At 53.5% G+C, this 19,650-nt stretch carries 16 protein-coding genes; 10 read left to right on the top strand and 6 right to left on the bottom strand.

All coding sequences use genetic code 11. The features are described 5' to 3' along the window. Positions 1-338 precede the first annotated feature (338 nt). From GHN86_RS20070 to GHN86_RS20060, 3 genes are all read left to right on the top strand, one after another. On the top strand, positions 339-965 hold the full coding sequence (locus tag GHN86_RS20070) for a response regulator transcription factor (protein ID WP_153382227.1): 627 nt from the start codon (positions 339-341) through the stop codon (positions 963-965). After that, positions 966-4,238 (top strand): transporter substrate-binding domain-containing protein, encoded by a 3,273-nt coding sequence (locus tag GHN86_RS20065; RefSeq protein WP_153387186.1) that lies wholly within the window; start codon positions 966-968, stop codon positions 4,236-4,238. Between the two features lie 110 nt (positions 4,239-4,348). Further along, complete coding sequence (locus tag GHN86_RS20060) at positions 4,349-4,834, top strand: GNAT family N-acetyltransferase (RefSeq protein WP_153382223.1); 486 nt, start codon at positions 4,349-4,351, stop codon at positions 4,832-4,834. Positions 4,835-5,114: 280 nt separating this feature from the next. On the opposite strand, the gene GHN86_RS20055 is transcribed toward GHN86_RS20060, so the two are convergent. Continuing rightward, positions 5,115-6,857, bottom strand: coding sequence for a phosphoethanolamine transferase CptA (locus GHN86_RS20055; protein ID WP_153382221.1), 1,743 nt, complete (start codon positions 6,855-6,857; stop codon positions 5,115-5,117). Between the two features lie 181 nt (positions 6,858-7,038). Next, positions 7,039-7,203, bottom strand: coding sequence for a DUF6026 family protein (locus tag GHN86_RS23465; protein ID WP_228384983.1), 165 nt, complete (start codon positions 7,201-7,203; stop codon positions 7,039-7,041). A gap of 299 nt (positions 7,204-7,502) precedes the next feature. On the opposite strand from GHN86_RS23465, the gene gnd reads away from it, so the two are divergent. The 5 genes from gnd to nudC all read left to right on the top strand — a co-directional run bounded on the left by gnd (position 7,503) and on the right by nudC (position 12,580). Continuing rightward, positions 7,503-8,483, top strand: coding sequence for a phosphogluconate dehydrogenase (NAD(+)-dependent, decarboxylating) (gnd, locus tag GHN86_RS20050; RefSeq protein ID WP_153382219.1), 981 nt, complete (start codon positions 7,503-7,505; stop codon positions 8,481-8,483). Then, positions 8,480-10,003: a glucose-6-phosphate dehydrogenase gene (gene zwf, locus GHN86_RS20045; RefSeq protein WP_153382217.1), complete on the top strand. Its 1,524-nt coding sequence runs from the start codon at positions 8,480-8,482 to the stop codon at positions 10,001-10,003. The genes gnd and zwf overlap by 4 nt, the downstream gene beginning before the upstream one ends. Further along, a complete protein-coding gene (locus GHN86_RS20040; RefSeq protein ID WP_153382215.1) occupies positions 10,000-10,812 on the top strand; it encodes an HAD family hydrolase in 813 nt (270 codons plus the stop codon). The genes zwf and GHN86_RS20040 overlap by 4 nt, the downstream gene beginning before the upstream one ends. Positions 10,813-10,906: 94 nt before the next feature. Continuing rightward, positions 10,907-11,719: a crotonase/enoyl-CoA hydratase family protein gene (locus tag GHN86_RS20035; RefSeq protein ID WP_153382213.1), complete on the top strand. Its 813-nt coding sequence runs from the start codon at positions 10,907-10,909 to the stop codon at positions 11,717-11,719. 30 nt (positions 11,720-11,749) lie between these two features. Then, entirely contained in the window at positions 11,750-12,580 is an 831-nt protein-coding gene (gene nudC, locus GHN86_RS20030) for an NAD(+) diphosphatase (RefSeq protein WP_153382211.1), read from the top strand. Here the strand turns inward: nudC and GHN86_RS20025 are convergent. Beyond that, positions 12,548-13,327, bottom strand: a complete 780-nt coding sequence (locus GHN86_RS20025) for a TSUP family transporter (protein WP_153382209.1) — start codon at positions 13,325-13,327, stop codon at positions 12,548-12,550. The two genes, nudC and GHN86_RS20025, sit on opposite strands and share 33 nt — an antisense overlap. 129 nt (positions 13,328-13,456) lie before the next feature. After that, the gene (locus tag GHN86_RS20020) at positions 13,457-14,548 is read right to left on the bottom strand and encodes a sigma-54 interaction domain-containing protein (protein WP_153382207.1); all 1,092 of its coding nucleotides are present in this window, start codon (positions 14,546-14,548) and stop codon (positions 13,457-13,459) included. 327 nt (positions 14,549-14,875) lie between these two features. Here GHN86_RS20020 and GHN86_RS20015 point away from each other — a divergent pair, with 327 nt between their 5' ends. Both GHN86_RS20015 and GHN86_RS20010 read left to right on the top strand, forming a co-directional pair. After that, positions 14,876-16,045, top strand: coding sequence for a cysteine desulfurase family protein (locus tag GHN86_RS20015; RefSeq protein ID WP_153382205.1), 1,170 nt, complete (start codon positions 14,876-14,878; stop codon positions 16,043-16,045). Positions 16,046-16,101: 56 nt separating this feature from the next. Beyond that, positions 16,102-17,922, top strand: coding sequence for an aminopeptidase P family protein (locus GHN86_RS20010; RefSeq protein WP_153387184.1), 1,821 nt, complete (start codon positions 16,102-16,104; stop codon positions 17,920-17,922). A gap of 55 nt (positions 17,923-17,977) precedes the next feature. Here the strand turns inward: GHN86_RS20010 and GHN86_RS20005 are convergent, their stop codons facing one another. Together GHN86_RS20005 and rhtA are read right to left on the bottom strand one after the other, a co-directional pair. Next, positions 17,978-18,259: a hypothetical protein gene (locus tag GHN86_RS20005; RefSeq protein ID WP_153382201.1), complete on the bottom strand. Its 282-nt coding sequence runs from the start codon at positions 18,257-18,259 to the stop codon at positions 17,978-17,980. Positions 18,260-18,419: 160 nt separating this feature from the next. Continuing rightward, a complete protein-coding gene (gene rhtA, locus GHN86_RS20000) occupies positions 18,420-19,319 on the bottom strand; it encodes a threonine/homoserine exporter RhtA (protein ID WP_153382199.1) in 900 nt (299 codons plus the stop codon). Positions 19,320-19,650: the final 331 nt, after the last annotated feature.

Here is a 19,650-nt window from a genome sequence, read left to right as displayed (position 1 = left end):
TCGGCCGTAGAAGCCTGAGAGTGGTTCTTTGTTCCTAAATAAACAGGCGTTGATGCTGGCGTCTGTTTATTTAGGAATTTCCCTACATCCTCTGTAGATAATTCCCTACTTGCGTGCAGCAGTCATATGGCGATTATTCGCGGCTAAATTTCAGCGGGACTTCAGCAGGCTGCCATTGGTCGGTAGGGAGTGTAAAAGGGCTGAGTGTAGGAAATATCCTATAATTATGTTGGCACTCCTGAGATATCTATTTGCAGTTTTTTGTTGGAAAAACCTATTCAAAAAGATATGTCTACGCCTGGCGCGCACTGTGGTTCAGGTTTATTGCAGAGGCTCAAATGTTTAACGTACTGATTGCTGATGACCATTCCCTTATCCGGTCTGCTGTGAAATTGCTTCTGCAAAATCAGGGCTACAGGGTCGTGGCTGAAGCGGTTAACGGCATTGATACCATTCAATTGGCACGACAGCATGCACCTGATCTGATTGTGCTGGACATCACCATGCCCGGACTGGACGGACTTCAAGTTATCGGTCGGCTCAAAGCGAGCGGGATCACCAGTCGTGTGTTGGTACTGACTTCTCAATCGCCGTTGTTTTATTCACAACGATGCATGAAAGCCGGGGCCGCCGGGTTTGTCACCAAGGGGCAGGATCTCAGCGAGTTGATCAGAGCCGTGAAATTGATCATGGATGGCTATACCTTCTTCCCCAATCTGGCTATCAGTTCAGTGCGTAACAGCGACATCACCTTGACCGACATGGAAATGATTGAGGGGTTATCCGCTCGCGAGCTGAGTATTCTGCAACAGTTGGCCCGAGGCTCAAGCAATAAACAGATTGCGCAGGACATGACGTTGAGCAGCAAAACCATTAGCACCTACAAAGCCAGGTTGATCGAAAAGCTGAATATGAAGTCTGTGGTTTATTTGGCAGATTTTGCCAAACGCAACGACTTGATTTAATTGAACACCCTCGCACGACAAGCAGTACTCGGGCTGTTGTTCTTGTTGGGGCAGCAAAACGCATTCGCTGAGACATGGGTGCAGAACCTGCAACTGTTGGGGCGTTCCACTGTTGAAGCCTATGGTGTGGTACTTGAACCGGCGGACAAGCAGTGGCTGAGGCAAAAGGGTGTGTTGTATCTGGGGATATCCGCACCCGACTACGCACCCTTCGACATGACTGCGAACGGGCACGATTTTGAAGGATTGACCGCTGATTACGCCCGGCTTTTATCTGAGTTGCTACAGGTCAAAATCGAGGTCAGACGCTACGGTTCCAGACCACTGGCAATGGACGCGCTTAAGCGTGGCGAGCTTGATTTGCTCAGTAGCGCCAATGCGTTTGAGGCGCAAGACCCCAAATTGATACTGTCGCTCGCCTATGCGGATGATTCGCCCACGTTGGTGACACGCAGTAATAATCGGGAGATGTTGCCGATTGATCTGGCAGGTAAGCGATTGGCAATGCTTGACCACTATTTACCGCCTAAAACGGTCAGGGCTTTTTACCCAAAAGCCACTTTGAAACTGTATTCCTCAACATTAAGTGCAATTGGCGCGGTAGCGTTCGGTCAGGCTGATGCCTATTTAGGGGATTTTTTCAGCGCCAATTATCTGATTACCAAGAACTACCTCAATAACGTGCAATTGGCTGACTTTTCACGCATTGAGGTCAGTCACTTCTCCTTTGCCTTGACCCGCACCAACAAGCAGTTGTTGCGCATAGTCAATGACGCTCTGGCGGCGATCCCCGCCAGTGAACGGATGACGATTGTGCGTCGCTGGAGCTCAGAAGGACCGCCCATCAGTACTCATGCACAACTGAACCTTAGCGCCGATGAACGCCGCTGGATCGAAGCGCACCCGCGTTTGAACGTGGTAATTAATGATCAGTATTTGCCGTTATCGTTTTTTGACGAGCAAGGTACTTATAAGGGGCTCAGTGCCGATGTGCTGGAAAAAGTCAGCGTCCTGACAGGTATCACATTTGATGCGGTGAAAGCTGGCACCGTTGAGGACTTGATTGAACAGGTAGGCAGCACCGAAGCCGATCTGGTAGGTGCCTTTACCCCCAGTAGTCATCGCGAAATCCGTCTGCACTTTACCCGGCCCTATCTCACCACCCCTTTTGTCCTGGTCACGCGCCAACACCCGGGCAGTCCAGCGACCCTGGACGACATGCCCGGTCAGCGACTGGTAGTGGTCAAAGGTAATGTGTTGCAGGAATTTATCCGCCAGCACTATCCGAATATTCAAGTGCTGGAGGCGGATAATGCGGCCCAAGCCATGAGTATGGTGGCGCAGGGTGAGGCTGACGCCGCAGTCAATGCGCTGATCAGCGCGCGGTACATGATTTCTCGTCGCTTTAACGGGCAATTGCACATCACCAGTACCGTGGGTACACAGCCCGCGCAGATTGGTTTTGCCACCTCGCGCGATGCCCCGCAGTTGAACTCGATTCTGGACAAGGCATTGCTCAGTATTACGCCAGAAGAAATGAGCTTGCTGACCAACCGATGGCGCGATGACACACAAGAGCAGAGTTATTGGCTGCGTAACCGTAGCGCCATTCTTCAGGGCTTCGCCATTGCCGCAGCGCTGCTGCTATTGGCCTTGGGATGGATCGCCTACTTGCGGCAAACGATTGCAAAGCGTCAGCAATTGCTGGATCAATTACAAGTCGCCAAACAAAGCGCCGATGAGGCCAATCGGGCTAAAACAACCTTCCTGGCGACCATGAGCCATGAGATCCGTACGCCGATGAATGCGGTGATTGGCATGCTTGAGTTGGCCATGAAAAAAGCCGAGGAAGGCGTTGTTGATCGTTTTGCAATTGAAGTGGCATCAAGCTCAGCCCGCGAGCTGCTGGATTTGATTGGCGATATTTTAGACATTGCGCGCATTGAATCCGGGCATTTGTCATTAAGTCCCAAGCGCGCCAATGTTCAAACGCTTGTTGAGTCTGTGGTACGGATGTTTGATGGGCTGGCACGTCAAAAGCGTCTGAGTCTGGAGTGTGATCTGCGTTCGACATTGACAGCGCCTGATGTGTTGATTGATCCCATGCGCTTCAAGCAAATCGTTTCAAACTTATTGAGCAATGCCATCAAGTTCACAGACACGGGTGAAGTGCGCCTCAGCGTAGACATGGCGTGCGCCCCCGATGAGCCGAATGTGTCGATCTGTTTGCGCGTTGAAGACACCGGCATGGGCATTTCTCAAGACGATCAACAGCGGTTGTTCAGCCCGTTTGTTCAGGCCAGTAACAATACACAGTCGGCGCGCAGTGGTTCGGGGTTGGGGTTGGTCATCAGTCGCACTCTCTGCGAAATGATGGGCGGCCGGTTGAGCCTTGGCAGCACGCTGGGCGTTGGTACTCAGGTCGAGGTCATGCTTGAGGTACCACGGCTGGCGCCTGAAGAGTCCGACGATGTTGATGAACAAAACTCATTGGGAAGCCCGCGGGCGTTGTCGATTTTGGTCGTGGACGATTATCCGGCCAATCGGCTCTTATTGGCCCAGCAGTTAAGTTATCTGGGCCACCGTGTGACAGACGCCGAAAATGGTGCGGTTGGTTTGAGTAGATGGCGCGCGGATGAATTCGATGTGGTTATCACCGATTGCAACATGCCGGTCATGAACGGTTATGAGCTGGCACGGAAAATACGCACCGAAGAGCGCACGTTCGGCCTTAAACCGGCGCTTATTTTTGGTTTTACGGCTAATGCCCAACCTGAAGAAGTCGAACGCTGTCGCGACGCAGGCATGGATCAGTGCTTGTTCAAGCCCATCAGCCTTAAGGATTTAGGCGTTTCTCTGGCGTGCGCGATACCTGAGTATTCAACCGACGAAGTTGATGAAGCGTCAATACCAGACCCTGCCGGTGAAATAGACCTGAGTTACCTAAAGCAACTGAGCCTAGGAAGTGATGCCGTCGTGAAAAAACTGCTGGCTGAATTGACTGCCAGTAATCGACGGGACTTAACCCGACTGATTGAACTTTACGTAAGCGACGACTTTGAGGGGTTGATGACGTTAGCCCACAGCGTCAAAGGGATGGCCGGGATGATTCGATCCAAGACGCTGTCCGCCTGTTGTGAACAGCTTGAAGCCGCTTGCAGGCTGGGAGATCCATCCCTTATTACAGCGTGCGTCGACTCATTGCATCGCGCGATGGAACAATTGGGGGAAATATTGGAGCGCTACGCTGACGAAAGTGGTCTGAGTGATTGATCTCGGGTGCGTGTCAAAACGGCTACTTGTTTCTGCAGCTTTGCTCGCGCTAATGTCTGGCGTTGTCAGAAAGGGACTCTAATGACCCGTGTGGTTGAGGAATACGTGCAATGTCCAATGTCGTGGTAGTGCAAGCAGACTATACAAATCCAACGCATGCCCAAGCCCTGAGAGAGGTTCTGAATCACTACGCCACAGATCCGATGGGTGGTGGGCAAGCCTTGTCCCTGGAGGTACTGGAGCATTTGCCGGAGGAGTTGGCCAAGCGTCCGCATGCATTCAGCGTATTGGCGTTTGTCGATGGCAAAGCCGCGGGACTAGTGAATTGTTTTGAAGGCTTCTCGACCTTTGCCGGCAAGCCTTTGGTCAACGTGCACGATGTGTCGGTTGTGAACACGTATCGTGGCTTGGGGTTGAGTCAGAACATGCTGCGCAAGGTTGAAGAAATTGCACGACAGCGCGGATGTTGCAAGATCACCCTTGAAGTGCTGGAAGGCAATCCGGTGGCTCAGGGCTCTTATCGTAAATTCGGCTTTAGTGAGGGGCAGCTCGATCCCGCACACGGGCGCATGTTGTTCTGGAACAAGTATTTGTAAGTTTGCCTCTGCTTCTTGCTGAACTGAGCGTGCGGGTGCTGTGTTTACAGCATCCACTTAACAGCCACGCTCAGTCTTCGCGGATCGCCCCAGATCACCCCCTTATAAAATCCCACTTCTTCGTAGTACTTCTGATCCATTGCGGATAGTGGGCACTGACATGGCTGCCGACTCCCGGGTCATTGTTATGAAGTTATAGTTTCTTCACATGAATGACAAAGGAGCCGGTCAAGCTAAACAGGACTAATTCCTGTTACTGAGCGGACACAGCGGTACCGCCTTACTGCTTGGCCACGTCCGTGGGAGCCGGGTGCTTGGGTTTGATCAGGCTGAAGTCTATCAAGGCCTTTTGCGGACGCTGGTAAGGGTTGCCAATCAATTGCGGGCGGGCGACAAATTGATCGCTGACCAGACTCCTTTTGTCGTCCAGCTCATCAGCCGTCAGGCCCGCCAGATCAGCCCAGGTGTGAATGAACTGCGAGCTGCTGTAAGGGCGGCCAAGATCGCTGGCGAAGTTCCACGCGTGATCCTCACGCCATTTTGGCGAGGCCCAAACCATAAAGGGAATGGTGTACATCGGTGCTGTCGGCTTGGCCTCATTACGGCCCAGCGTTTTGTGGCCCACTGAGTCAAATACGTCTTCGCCGTGGTCGGACAGGTACAACAAAAAGCCATTTGGATCAGTTTTGGCAAAGTCATTGATCAAGCTAGAGACCACAAAGTCGTTATACAAAACGGCATTGTCGTAACTGTTATAGGTCGGAACCTGATCATCGGTCAGCCCGGCAGGGACGCCCTTGCGATCAGTGAATGTGTCAAAGGTCGGCGGGTAGCGGTACTGGTAGCTCATGTGAGTTCCCAGCAAGTGGATCACGATCAATTTGCGTGGGGCGGAGTCGGCCAGAATCTTGTTGAACGGGGCAATCACATCACCGTCATATTGACGTGCGTTCTGGTTACGGTTGTTGTTCAGGTAAACCTGTTCATCAGCCTGCTCCGAGAACGTGGTGAGCATGGTGTTGCGCTTGGTCATGGTTTGTTGGTTGGTCACCCAGAAGGTTTTGTAACCCGCTTGCTTCATGACGCTGACCAGTGACGGCGTGCTGAGGTAAAGGTCAGGGTTATCTTCGTCTGCAAAGGTGAGCACTTGTTGCAGCGCTTCGATGGTGTAGGGGCGGGGCGTTACTACGTTATCGAAAATAGCCAGCTGGTCTCGCAATTTGTCTAGGTTGGGCGTGGTTTTTCGAGGGTAGCCGTAGAGGCTCATACGCTGGCGATTAGTGGATTCGCCAATCACCAGCACCAGTGTGGCGGGCTTGCCGGCTTCGTTGTCCTTGAGGTTGGTCAGGGGCGGGATCTTGCTGGCCTTGGTCAGCATGCCTTGCATGTTGTCCAGTTGCTCAAGATAACGGCGATAGGCGACAACCATTTGCCAGGGAACGGCCGGCTCGACGCGGCTTTCGAAGCTTTCCATGGCCGCGGCCATCGTGTCGTGCTTGATCGTCTGTTTGATGATCGGGTAACCCACAACCGCGACCAGTAGGGCGATGGCTGCGGCCCAGGCTTGCGGGCGGGGCATATAAACCGGGCGCAGGCGGGTCCACAAGAAGATTGCAAAAGCGGTATGCGCAAGAAATGCCAGAACCATCCACCACGCGAAGTACTGCGTCATGTACTCGCCCGCTTCAGAGATGTTCGATTCGAACATGATGAAGATGACGCTCTGCGAGAACTCTTGCTGATAAATGAAGAAGTAACCGAGGCTGGCCATGGAGCATGCCCACAGCACGACGCCAATAACGGCGGCCATTATGCGGGTGTACTTGGGGAACATCAGCATCGGAGCCAGCCAGACGGCACTTATGACGAACGCTTGGCGAAAGCCGGAAAACCCTGAAGTGCCTGTCAGCTGGATAAGCAGTTGGGTGATGCCTGAAAAATACCAGAAGAACAGAAACAGCCAGCCTAACCCGGCCCAATCGAAACCTTTCGCAGAGGTGTGACTGCGTTTGAACATCCCCATACAGCGCTCCAGCTGATAACAACTTGAATTGTTAATGCCGAATAGCCCGGCACAACACATGAGGGCTGCTTCGATAGTGAGCAGCCGCAAAGTGTTTCAGTATTGCCAAAATGATGTGAAAACTTTGTAGAGGGCGACGGCAAATGCGGCGAAGGGCGCGCGCAGTGCCGTTCAGGCGGCTTTAGCGCAGAGGGGTTAACCCGCTCTGGGCGATATGTAGCTGTTGGCGTAGCTGTTCGACCTGGTGTTGTAACTGTGCACGCTCATCCTTGAGTTGGCGCAGTTCGTCGCGGCGGATCGACACATAAAGTGTTTGGGCAGGTCGAGCAGACATTACGGTGTTCATGATGGGTGTGGCCTCTGGCATCTATCATCGAGTACCCGAACGCCCCATTCAGGAGCGTGGATCACTGTCAGCGCCAATTCTGATTTCTTTTTCGTCGGAAGGGAACTTTTATATTTTTTGCTGTCTGTGCACGTTCGTTCGTCTTTTGGACGCATTGAATCGCGAATCTGAGTGGCTGCTTGTGCGAAACTACGCACCATGCGCTAGGACTAATCCAAGCCGGGCACCTTAACCACTGCTGCAGACTGCTGCAGTAAGGTGCTGCACACCTATTTATTTGTCGTTGGGAGCAACAGTACATGCAGTTGGGAATTATTGGATTGGGCCGTATGGGCGGTAACATCGCGCGGCGTCTGATGCTCAATGGGCATACAACCGTGGTTTTTGACCGCAATACCGACTTCGTCAACACGCTGGAAAAGGAAGGCGCAACCGCTGTTGCCGACCTGCAGGCGATGGTCGACGGCCTGTCCAAGCCGCGTGCAGTGTGGGTGATGCTACCTTCAGGTGCACCGACCGAAGACACCATTGAGGCGTTGAGCAATATGCTCGACGCGGATGACATCATCATCGATGGCGGTAACACGTTTTACAAAGACGACATTCGTCGTGCGCAGGCGTTGTCTGCAAAAGGTATCCAGTACGTCGACGTTGGAACATCCGGTGGCGTGTGGGGGCTGGAGCGCGGCTATTGCATGATGATCGGCGGTGACACCGAGGTGGTTAAGCACCTGGATCCGTTGTTCGCAGCGCTGGCGCCGGGCATGGGCGATATTCCTCGCACCAAGGACCGCAAGTCCGATGACGACCGTGCTGAACGTGGCTACATCCATGCGGGGCCTGCAGGCGCTGGGCACTTCGTAAAAATGGTTCACAACGGTATTGAATACGGCTTGATGCAAGCGTATGCCGAAGGCTTCAACCTGATGAAAATGAAAGGCGGTGAAAACCTGCCTGAAGATCAGCGTTTTGACCTCAACCTGGGTGATATCGCTGAGGTATGGCGTCGCGGCAGCGTTGTGTCGTCCTGGTTGCTCGATTTGACCGCCGATGCTCTGGCCACTGACGAAGCATTGGATGGCTACTCGGGTGCTGTAGCAGACAGCGGTGAAGGCCGTTGGACTATTGAAGCTGCGATGGAACAATCGACACCAGTGCCTGTGCTGTCGCAAGCCTTGTTTGCCCGCTACAGTTCACGTCAGCAAAGCCTCTATGGCGACAAAATGCTGTCAGCCATGCGCTTTGGTTTCGGTGGCCACGTGGAGACGTCTAAAAAATGATTGATCAGTCCAGTAAATCCGATTCCCACCCTGCGCCGCCCACCACACTGTTTCTGTTTGGTGCCCACGGCGATCTGGTAAAGCGCCTGCTGATGCCGGCGCTGTACAACTTGAGTAGGGACGGTTTGCTGGACGACGGTCTGCGCATTGTCGGCGTTGACCACAATGCAATCAGTGATGAAGGCTTCGCCAAAAAACTGGAGGATTTCATTCGCAATGAAGCCTCCAGTAAAGTGGATCATCCTGACGGCCAAGGGTTGAACCCCGAGTTATGGGCTTCGCTGGCGAAAAACATCAGCTATGTGCAGGGCGATTTTCTGGATGACAGCACCTACGCGGCGCTGGAACAGAAAATCAACGCCAGTGGCACCGGCAATGCGGTGTTTTATCTGGCCACTGCACCACGTTTTTTTAGCGAGGTGATACAGCGGCTGGGCGCCAGCGGTTTGCTCAAGGAAACCCCGGAAGCGTTTCGCCGGGTAGTCATTGAAAAACCTTTTGGCTCGGATCTTGAGTCGGCGCAAGCTTTGAATGCTTGCTTGCTGACCGTGATGAGCGAGAAGCAGATTTATCGAATTGACCACTATCTGGGCAAGGAAACCGTTCAGAACATTCTGGTCAGTCGTTTTTCCAACGGGCTTTTCGAAGCTTTCTGGAATAATCATTACATTGACCATGTGCAGATCACGGCGGCAGAAACCGTCGGGGTCGAGACGCGTGGTAGTTTTTACGAACATACCGGCGCTTTGCGCGACATGCTGCCCAACCATCTATTTCAGTTACTGGCGATGGTGGCGATGGAGCCGCCAGCCGCCTTTGGCGCGGATGCAGTGCGCGGTGAAAAAGCCAAAGTGATTGGCGCGATTCGTCCGTGGTCAAAAGAAGACGCACTGAAAAATTCGGTGCGTGGGCAGTACACTGCGGGTGAGTTGGGTGGCAAGCCGGTTGCGGGTTATCGCGAAGAAAATAACGTGGCTCCCGACAGTACGACCGAGACCTATGTTGCACTCAAGGTGATGATCGATAACTGGCGCTGGGTTGGCGTGCCGTTTTACCTGCGCACCGGCAAACGCATGAGTGCCCGCGATACCGAAATCGCGATCTGCTTTAAACCTGCGCCTTATGCCCAGTTCCGTGACACCGAAGTCGAGCGAATAAAGCCCAACTATTTGCGTATCCAGATTCAACCCAACGAAGGGATGTGGTTTGACCTGCAAGCCAAACGTCCGGGGCCAGGTCTGAAGATGGCCGATATCGAACTGGGTTTTGCTTACAAAGACTTCTTTGAAGCACAGCCGTCCACAGGTTACGAGACATTGATTTACGACTGCCTGACTGGCGATCAGACCTTGTTCCAGCGCGCCGACAATATCGAAAATGGCTGGCGCGGCGTTCAGCCTTTTCTGGATGCCTGGCGTGAACACACCGAGGTACACCCGTACAAGGCGGGTGAGGATGGCCCGCAGGCGGCCAAGGATCTGCTTGCCCGTGATGGCCGGGTGTGGCTGAAAATAGGATGAATGACGTGAACAAAGACGCTATCGAGTTGGTGTTGTGTGACATGGATGGCACGCTGCTTATGCCAGACCACACGCTCAGCCCGCGAAATATTGAGGCGGTCAAATCACTTCAAGCCGCCGGTATTTACTTCACGCTGGCGTCGGGACGACCTCCCAGGGCGATGCGCGAAATCATCAGGCAGTTGGACATTAAACTGCCCGTCGCGGGGTTCAATGGTGGTTTGTTGGTCAGCCCGCAAGGCGAGTATTTGCAATCCCATCATGTCCACCCGGATGCCGTCCGTATAACCCTGGATTTTCTGGCTGAGTTCAAGGTTGAAGTCTGGCTGTTTGTGGATGACCAGTGGCTGTTGCGTGACCCACACGGCGAAATGGTCGCGCATGAGCAACAGGGGTTGGGCTACGCGCCGCAAGTGGTAGAGAGCTTCGAACCTTATCTGGATCAGGTGCACAAAATTGTTGCGACCTGCAGTGACGCCCCTTTATTGATGGACCTTGATCAGCGCTTGCAGCCTTTGTTGAATGGATTGGCAGTGGCTAGCCGCTCTCAAGCGCGCTATCTCGATATCACCGCACTTGAGGCCAACAAGGGCAACGCCCTCGTGACGCTTGCCAAGTTTTTGGATGTGCCGTTGTCGCGTACGGCGGCGATTGGTGATGGCGGCAATGATCCTGCCATGTTTCATCGTGCCGGACTCTCGATAGCTATGGGTCAGGCGCCTGAGGAGGTTCGGGCGCAAGCGCAAGTGGTGACCGGCACTAATCTGGAGGATGGTGTAGCGCAGGCCATTGACCGATTTATTCTCTAGTTTTGGCGTAATCACGGCCTGCTTGAGCCCGGCTGTGCTTGTTATAGTCCGCGTCTAATTGACCGGCAGCAGCACTCCATAAAGGATTCAGGTTATGTCCGACTACCAGGCTTTTCAGGTTGAGTTAAAAGGTAATATCGCCCACGTGCAGATCAACCGTCCTGAAAAAATCAATGCGATGAATGCGGCGTTCTGGACCGAGATCATTGAGATTTTCCAGTGGATCGATGAGACAGATGCAGTACGTGTAGTAGTGCTAAGCGGCGCGGGCAAGCACTTTTCGGCCGGTATAGACCTGATGTTGCTGGCTTCTGTTGCCAATGAAATGGGCAAGGACGTGGGGCGTAACGCGCGCCTGCTGCGCCGCAAGATTTTGCACATGCAAGCCTCATTCAATGCTGTCGATCACTGCCAAAAGCCGGTGCTGGCGGCTATTCAAGGGTACTGTCTGGGCGGTGCCATCGATTTGATCGCTGCGTGCGATATGCGCTATGCCGCAGAAGATGCGCAGTTCTCGATCAAGGAAATTGATATGGGCATGGCGGCGGATGTCGGCACGCTGCAACGCCTTCCGCGAATTATCGGTGATGGTATGTTGCGTGAGCTGGCGTATACCGGGCGCATGGTCGCTGCGGATGAAGCGCGTGCCATAGGCTTGGTCAACCGGGTTTTCGAGGATCATCAGACCTTGATCGACGGGGTTATGGCAATTGCGCAAGATATTGCCGCAAAATCACCGATTGCCATTGCCGGGACCAAGCAGATGATCAGCTATATGCGCGATCACCGGGTTGACGATGGTCTGGACTATGTGGCGACGTGGAACGCGGCCATGCTCCAGTCCAGCGACCTGCGTTTGGCAATGACGGCGCACATGACTAAGCAAAAGCCTGAATTTCTGGATTGATGTTTTTTCACCCTGACCAAGGATCCTTTAATGACACCGCGTTGGACCACAGCAGTATTGGATACACAACAACCTGGCGGCCTGGCAGTGGTGCGCGGCCCCGATGGGTTTTTGCTGGACGATAACGGGCCGCTGTTTGCGCGCGAGTGGATCAAGGGTCAGGCGTTGCCCGTGTTGGCTGAGCACGGCATCGGGTATCTGGATGGCGAACCGGTGTACCTGTTGGAGCTTGAGAGTCACACGCACATACAAGGGTGTCGCTGGCAGGGTTTGCGGGCCTTTATGCTCGAAGGTGATCACACCCTTTACAAGGTACTGGGCTACGCGGCGCAGATTGGCACATGGTCGCGCGAACACCGGTTTTGTGGCAGTTGCGGCCTGGCCATGACTCAAGTTCCGCTGGAACGAGCCATGTACTGTGCGGCTTGCGACTTACGCAGTTATCCGCGCATTTCGCCGAGCATGATTGTGTTGATCACACGGGGTGATGAGGTGTTACTGGCGCGCTCGCCACGCTTTGTACCGGGCGTGTACAGCACGCTGGCAGGGTTCGCCGAGCCGGGGGAATCTGCCGAAGAATGTCTTGTTCGCGAAGTTCGCGAGGAAGTGCAGTTGGAGGTCAAAAATATCCAGTATGTCGGCAGTCAGTGCTGGCCATTCCCGCACTCAATGATGCTGGGGTTTCATGCTGAATATGCAGGCGGTGAAATCGTGCCTCAAGCCGACGAGATAGAAGATGCGCAGTGGTTCAATGTGCACAACTTGCCACCGTTGCCCGCGTCGCGCTCAATCGCGCGCTACCTCATCGACTTGTACGTGGCGCGCCGTTTAGGCCATGCCGAACCAGTGCTGCCAAGCTAGACGTACAGTCAAACCCAGAACGACGGTGATAAACACCGGCCGAATGAATTTGGCGCCGCCGCTGATCGCGCTGCGGGCGCCAAAAAAAGCACCGACCATGACCGCAAATCCCATGGTCAGGCCGATTACCCAGTCCACATGCCCGGCGATGACAAACACCGTCAGCGCTGCAATGTTACTGACGAAGTTCATGCTGCGGGCGACACCGCTGGCCTTCACCAGATCAATCGGGTACATCAGCATGCTGCTGACGGTCCAGAATGCACCGGTGCCCGGGCCTGCCACGCCATCATAAAATCCCAGGGTCAAGCCTTGCGGTAATTGCCATTTCTTTTTGATTGGCGCGTCGTTGTCGATCGGGGTTTTAGGTGTGCCCCCAAACAGCAGATACAATCCGCAGCCAAAGACAATGACTGGCAGCATTTTGTTGAGCCACTCGGCCGGCATGTAGTGGGCGACAACGGCTCCGATCAATGCGCCTGCCAAGGTTCCAAAAATAGCCAGTTTCCATTCTCTGGGGTGGAATAATTTGCGTCGGTAAAATGTCAGGCTGGCGGTGGCGGCACCGAATGTCGAGCTGAGCTTGTTCGTACCCAGTACCAGATGGGGCGGCAGGCCGGCAGTGAGCAGGGCAGGCGTGGTGAGTAAGCCCCCACCCCCGGCAATGGCATCGATAAAGCCGGCTACGAAAGCAACGGCGGCCAGAATGGCGAGGGTGGTCACATCTACGCTGAGTTCAAATGGCATGGGGTCGACTTAATTCGGCGGGACGTACAGCGCTGACGCGCAGGAAGGACGTCATCTTACCGATAACTCAGAGCAGCGGCGATAGACCTATGGCTCGTTTTACTATCTGGCGCTGTGAATGTTATCCAGCTAAACCGCCGTGCATGCTTGCGCCTCGCCCCGGCGCGTGTTGACTGAAAGAGCACCAAGCTTGATCAGGCGTGTGCGTGTGACGTTCCGGCTCAAGCCCAGCAGTTTTGCCGTGTGTACTTGATTGAAATGGCAGAACTCATAGGCGGCCCTCAGCAGGCTGTCTTCAACGGTCTCATGCAGGGCCCCGGGCTCCTCTTCAAAGAGCTTGTGGAAGGCGCGTTGCAGTAAGTGCTGAGTGGTATCCGGGCTATGTTGCGGCACTAGTGCAGGCTCTGATCGTCTGCCGCGTGACTGCGACAAACGCAGATCCTGCGCGGTGATGGTCTGATTGCGGCACAGAAGCAAGCTGTGGTGTATAACGTTTTCCAGCTCACGGATGTTGCCTTGCCAAGGGTGTTCCATGAGCACATCTTCAGCGCATCGGCTCAGCGTCCTGGGGCCATGTTGTAAACGCTGCCGATAAGTCTGCAGAAAGTGCTTGGCTAGCGGCAGGATATCCCCGGGCCGTTCACGCAATGGCCGTAATACCAGGCTGACCACATTCAATCGGTAATACAGGTCTTCACGAAAGTGCCCCGCATCAATGGCCTGCTCCAGATTGACGTTGGTAGCGGCCAGTACGCGAACATTGATCGGGGTGCTTTTACGTGAACCCAATCTCACCACTTCCTGTTCTTGCAGGACGCGCAACAGTTTCACTTGGATGGGCAGGGGTAAGTCGCCAATTTCATCCAGAAACAGCGTTCCGCCATTGGCCTCTTCAAACCATCCGGCTTTGGCTGCCAACGCCCCAGTAAAAGCGCCTTTTTCATGGCCAAACAGCTCGGCTTCGACGAGCGATTCAGAAAAGGCGCCGCAGTTGACGGCCACAAATGGTTGTTGATGCCTGTTGCTGAGCTGATGGATGTGCCGTGCAACCAACTCTTTGCCCGTGCCTGTTTCACCAATGATCAACACGCTCGCATCACTGGGGGCTATTTGCTGCAAATGGGTGAGTAATGCTTTCGAAGACGGATCTTCAAACACTTGGGCGGTGGCCCTGATGGACGTTGCGAGGGCTGGCGTTGCAGGTAAAGTCAAAAGCTGCATTGACAGCTCCTTTTTGCAGGGGCTCTGCCCACAAAAGGAAAGCCGGAGACAGCTTTATAAAGTTATTTGGATATTCCGTAAACTAACCTAATTCCATATTTATATATCCTTATGTTATATCCGACTTGCACACGAAGCGCTAAAGGCGCTTTATAAGGGAAGATTTTAAGGCCTGGAGTTTTGGGAATGCTCTTGCAGCTTTTCTCAAGTCAGTCTCTTTATTCCTCTCGCTCAATCGGTTATTCCTAATGGCCGCTTCAAAAGCGGCTTCATTTTTCTGATATCAAGCACTGCCTGATTCCGGAACGCGCTCAGTAGGTTTGTAAAATGAACAAACGACCTCTTTATTTCGATTACGCCGCCACCACACCTGTGGACGCCCGTGTCATTCAGGTGATGGTTGATTGTCTGGGTTTTGAAGGCAATTTCGGTAATCCAGCCTCAGGCTCCCATGTGTTTGGCCAGCAGGCCCGCCACACGGTAGAGCGCGCTCGAGAGCAGGTAGCTGAGCTGCTTAACGCGCAGCCTGAGCACATTGTCTGGACCTCGGGTGCCACAGAATCCAACAACCTGGCATTGAAAGGTGTTGCGCATGCGAGCGGTAAAGTGCGCGGCCACATCATTACCAGTCAAATTGAGCACAAGGCCGTACTGGATACCGCGCGTTTCCTTGAGCAATCCGGCTTTGAAGTGACGTACCTGGCGCCGGACTGCAATGGCCTTATCAGTGCCCAACAGGTCAGTGATGCCTTGCGCGAAGATACGTTGCTGGTGTCTCTAATGCTGGTCAATAACGAGTTGGGTACTGTTAATGACATCCCGGCCATCGGCCTGCGTGTGCGTGAGCACGGTGCGTTATTCCATGTGGATGCCGCCCAGGGTGCGGGCAAGACCGTTATCGATCTGGGGAACTGGGCCGTGGACTTGATGTCGTTTTCCGGCCACAAGGTATATGGGCCCAAAGGTATTGGGGCTTTATATGTGGGGCCGCGAGCGCAGGCTCGTTTGCAGGCGCAAATACATGGAGGAGGGCACGAGTTCGGCCTTCGCTCCGGTACGTTGGCAACCCACCAGATTGCCGGCATGGGGGCCGCCTTTGCGCTGGCCCGTGAGTCATTTTCTGAAGAACTGTCTCATATTGGTAGCTTGCGTGAGCGTTTGCTGGAGCAGTTAGCTGATGTTCCGGGAGTGCGGTGTAACGGTTGTCCGACACATAGAATCCCGCACACCTTGAGCCTGACGTTCAGTGAAGGGCATTTCAATAGTTCGGCATTGAGTACGGTTTTGGCCTACTCGGCGACTTCTGCGTGTAACTCGGCCAGTAAAGCACCGTCCCACGTCTTGCTTGCTCTAGGACTTGATGCTGAAAGTGCGGCTCGAACCATTCGCTTGAGCTTGGGGCGCTTTACTCGCGAGCAAGACATTGATGTCGCTGTTCAGGCCATCAAGTCGGCAGTGGCCACGCCTGTACCTTTTTGGGCGGTTGCTCAGTCATGACGGCTGATCCATTATCCGAAACGAATAATAAATAGCCGTGTTGAGCAGGAGACAGTATGAGTTCCCAGTCGTTGAATTCGGGATTGGTGTTGGAGCGTTTGGCTCGCACTCGTGAGTTGATGAGCCGCAATGCAATTCAGGCGCTCCTGGTGCCGTCGGCCGACCCCCATCTTTCGGAGTACTTGCCTGCTTATTGGCAGGGCCGCCAATGGTTATCAGGTTTTTTCGGTTCAGTGGGTACATTAATTGTAACCCCGACCTTTGCAGGGCTCTGGACAGACAGTCGTTACTGGGAGCAAGCGACCAAAGAACTTGCCGGTAGCACCATTGAGCTGGTCAAGCTACAACCGGGCCAGCCGGGCCCCCTGGAATGGCTCGCCGAGCAAGCGTCTGAAGGCTCGGTCGTTGCGGTTGATGGTGCAGTACTTGCTCTAGCCTCGGCACGGATCCTGGAAACCAAGCTTAAGGACCGTGGTGCTTTACTGCGAACTGACTTGGATCTGCTGAATGAGCTTTGGGAAGACCGTCCTGCGCTGCCAGTTAAACCGATCTATGAGCACTTGCCACCGCAGGCGACTGTAGGTCGTGAAGATAAACTGGCACAGCTACGCAAAACACTTGTTGAGCGCGAAGCTGACGCGCACTTTATCGCCACACTAGATGACATCGCATGGTTATTTAACCTGCGCGGATCAGATGTTTCATTCAATCCGGTATTTGTGTCGTTTGCATTAATTGAGGCTGAACAAGCCACGATCTTTGTAGATGGACGAAAAGTCAGCACTGCTTTGCAACAGCTGCTTGAGGCGCAGGGTGTATTGCTGCGCGAATACAGTGAAGTAGGTGCAGCGTTGGCAGCACTACACCCGTCTACTCGCCTGTTGATAGACCCCGCGCGCGTTACCTGCGGGTTGCTGAGTCATTTGCACAGTGATGTGAGGCTGGTAGAAGGTTTGAATCCGACAACCTTGGCCAAATCCCGTAAAAGTCTGGACGATGCGCAGCACATCCGTCGGGCCATGGAGCAAGACGGCGCCGCGCTTTGTGAGTTTTTTACCTGGTTGGAAAGCGCCCTTGGCCGTGAACGCATTACCGAGCTGACTATCGATGAGCGCTTAACCGCAGCTCGTGCGAAACGACCGGGTTTTGTGTCTTTGAGTTTCAACACAATCGCTGCATTTAATGCTAATGGCGCGATGCCGCATTATCACGCTACCGAGCAAGAGCATGCGGTGATCGAGGGAGATGGGCTGCTGCTTATCGACTCCGGTGGTCAATACCTGGGCGGTACAACCGATATCACCCGTATGGTACCTGTCGGTCTGCCGACTGATGAGCAAAAACGTGATTGCACGCGGGTGCTTAAAGGTGTGATTGCCTTGTCCAGAGCTCAATTTCCAAAAGGAATTCTGTCGCCTTTGCTGGACTCAATTGCAAGAGCGCCAATCTGGGCAGATAGCGTCGATTACGGTCACGGTACAGGGCATGGTGTCGGCTACTTTTTGAATGTGCATGAGGGACCACAGGTCATTGCCTATCAAGCTGCCCCTGCTCCGCAAACAGCCATGCAAGTGGGGATGATCACTTCAATCGAACCGGGAACCTATCGTCCTGGGCGTTGGGGGGTACGTATAGAAAATCTGGTGTTGAACCGTGAGGCGGATACTTCAGAATTTGGGGCTTTCCTGCGGTTTGAAACGTTAACGCTGTGTCCGATTGATACGCGCTGTCTCGAGCCGTCGCAGCTGTCAATTGAAGAGTTGAAGTGGCTGGATGCTTACCACGCCCAAGTGCGTGAGCGTTTGAGTCCTTTGCTTGAGGGTATTGCTCTTCAATGGCTACAAGCCAGAACCGAACCCCTGACAATCAGTGCGTGAGCTGTACTGCCGCGCATACATTTCAGTCAATGGCGCGGCAGTGCATTCGGGTCCTCTACTTGCAAAGAACGATCATGCTCCGGCTGGTATATCCGGCCGGATTCAAACCGAATGGATAGTCCCCCGGTTCTTCAGAGCTGTCGCCAGATTTGGCAATGACCCGGTAACCTTTTTTACCGCATGACTTTTCGGCTTCGGCGTAGCATTTGTTCCACGATGAGGACAATCCAGAGCAATTGATATGCATGCCTCGTTTGCCGTGCTTAACGGAAGTTTCAGAGGTTGCAGCACAGCCGGCCAAAACAAGCACGGCTAAAGCTATCAAAATTTGTTTCATTTCTGTCCTTAAGCGTATGCGTCGGTTTCATGGGGGGATCGACCAACCATCTATCCATGTTTTTTTGGTGAATATCCTTATCCAGATCCAGAGTTCTCCCTTGAGCAACTCCTATAACGCATCAACATCGCCTAAATGAGAGTCAATTACCAGAACTGTGTCAAATTGATGGTGAGCTTTCGGTAACGACAGGTTTTGAATGATTGCGCATCGACAAGGTAGCGCCGACCGAAGCCATGATGATGCAAGAAATAGCTATCCATTGCGTGAACGTTAAAATTTCATGCAGAAACAGAAGGCCAGAAAGTGCGCCAAATGCCGGTTCAATACTCATTAGGGTGCCGAACGTACGTGTAGGCATGCGCGTAAGAGCGATCATTTCGAGCGTATAAGGTAAAGCGGTGGACAATACTGCTACAGCAATGGCTATGGGGATCAAGGCTGGGGTCAATAGAGCCGCGCCCGCGTGGGCAATTCCGATAGGCGCGATAAAAAGGGCGGCAATCATTACGCCTAAGGCAGCGGTTTGAACTCCGTTATCAGCGCCTGCTTTTTGTCCATAGAGGATGTAAAAAGCCCAACAGACTCCTGCCCCTAAAGCATATCCCGCACCTATTAGATCAATACCGTGATTGCTGGCACCCATTGGGATAAGCAGTAACAGTCCGGTAATCGCTAAGCCTATCCAGAGAAAATCGATAGGTCTGCGGGATGCGTAAATAGCCACTGCCAAAGGGCCGGTAAACTCCAAGGCTACGGCAATGCCCAGCGGCACGCTGCGCAAGGACATATAGAAGAGAAAATTCATCCCGCCCAAAGCGATCCCGTAAACAATTACGGTTTTAAGTGATTTTGCTGTGAGCTGGGCTCTCCAGGGGCGCAGTATCATCAGCATGATGATGCTGGCAAAAATCAGGCGCAGCGCAGTTGTGCCTTGGGCCCCGATGATGGGGAACATGCTTTTTGCAAGGGATGCACCTGATTGTATGGAAGCCATGGCAATGAGAAGCAAGCCAACAGGCAGTAGGGAAGAGGCAAGGCTTTGTGGTTGCTTTGTCATTACGCGGGGTGCCTAAGCGATAGGGTGCATGAAGCCGAACATCATGCTTAACTTGTCAGTTGTGTGCAATATACTGCGCACTAATTGCAATCCCTCTATATATAGTAGGCTTTCTGGTAATAGGCTCACTTAACACTTGACCCGGAATTTCAACGGCCTATAATTCGCCCCACTTCCGGCGTAGCCGAAACGGGAAACTCCTTGAAATTCAATGAGTTGTACGGTTTTTGGCAGTGTCAGCTTCAAGTCATCGGAGCAGGAAATGAGGTGTTGACAGCAGCGTGTAACGCTGTAGAATTCGCCTCCCGCTAACGAGAGATCGAAAGCGCAA

It is taken from the genome of Pseudomonas helleri, assembly GCF_009600315.1.
GTDB classification, from domain to species: Bacteria; Pseudomonadota; Gammaproteobacteria; order Pseudomonadales; family Pseudomonadaceae; genus Aquipseudomonas; species Aquipseudomonas helleri_A.
This window is presented reverse-complemented; position numbering and strand designations above follow the sequence as displayed.

Coding starts and splice junctions, on each gene's coding strand:
- GHN86_RS20070 (WP_153382227.1), top strand. CDS start 339: ATGTTTAACGTACTGATTGCTGATGACCATTCCCTTATCCGGTCTGCT.
- GHN86_RS20060 (WP_153382223.1), top strand. CDS start 4,349: ATGTCCAATGTCGTGGTAGTGCAAGCAGACTATACAAATCCAACGCAT.
- GHN86_RS20055 (WP_153382221.1), bottom strand. CDS start 6,857: ATGGGGATGTTCAAACGCAGTCACACCTCTGCGAAAGGTTTCGATTGG.
- GHN86_RS23465 (WP_228384983.1), bottom strand. CDS start 7,203: ATGAACACCGTAATGTCTGCTCGACCTGCCCAAACACTTTATGTGTCG.
- gnd (WP_153382219.1), top strand. CDS start 7,503: ATGCAGTTGGGAATTATTGGATTGGGCCGTATGGGCGGTAACATCGCG.
- zwf (WP_153382217.1), top strand. CDS start 8,480: ATGATTGATCAGTCCAGTAAATCCGATTCCCACCCTGCGCCGCCCACC.
- GHN86_RS20040 (WP_153382215.1), top strand. CDS start 10,000: ATGAATGACGTGAACAAAGACGCTATCGAGTTGGTGTTGTGTGACATG.
- GHN86_RS20035 (WP_153382213.1), top strand. CDS start 10,907: ATGTCCGACTACCAGGCTTTTCAGGTTGAGTTAAAAGGTAATATCGCC.
- nudC (WP_153382211.1), top strand. CDS start 11,750: ATGACACCGCGTTGGACCACAGCAGTATTGGATACACAACAACCTGGC.
- GHN86_RS20025 (WP_153382209.1), bottom strand. CDS start 13,327: ATGCCATTTGAACTCAGCGTAGATGTGACCACCCTCGCCATTCTGGCC.
- GHN86_RS20020 (WP_153382207.1), bottom strand. CDS start 14,548: ATGCAGCTTTTGACTTTACCTGCAACGCCAGCCCTCGCAACGTCCATC.
- GHN86_RS20015 (WP_153382205.1), top strand. CDS start 14,876: ATGAACAAACGACCTCTTTATTTCGATTACGCCGCCACCACACCTGTG.
- GHN86_RS20010 (WP_153387184.1), top strand. CDS start 16,102: ATGAGTTCCCAGTCGTTGAATTCGGGATTGGTGTTGGAGCGTTTGGCT.
- GHN86_RS20005 (WP_153382201.1), bottom strand. CDS start 18,259: ATGAAACAAATTTTGATAGCTTTAGCCGTGCTTGTTTTGGCCGGCTGT.
- rhtA (WP_153382199.1), bottom strand. CDS start 19,319: ATGACAAAGCAACCACAAAGCCTTGCCTCTTCCCTACTGCCTGTTGGC.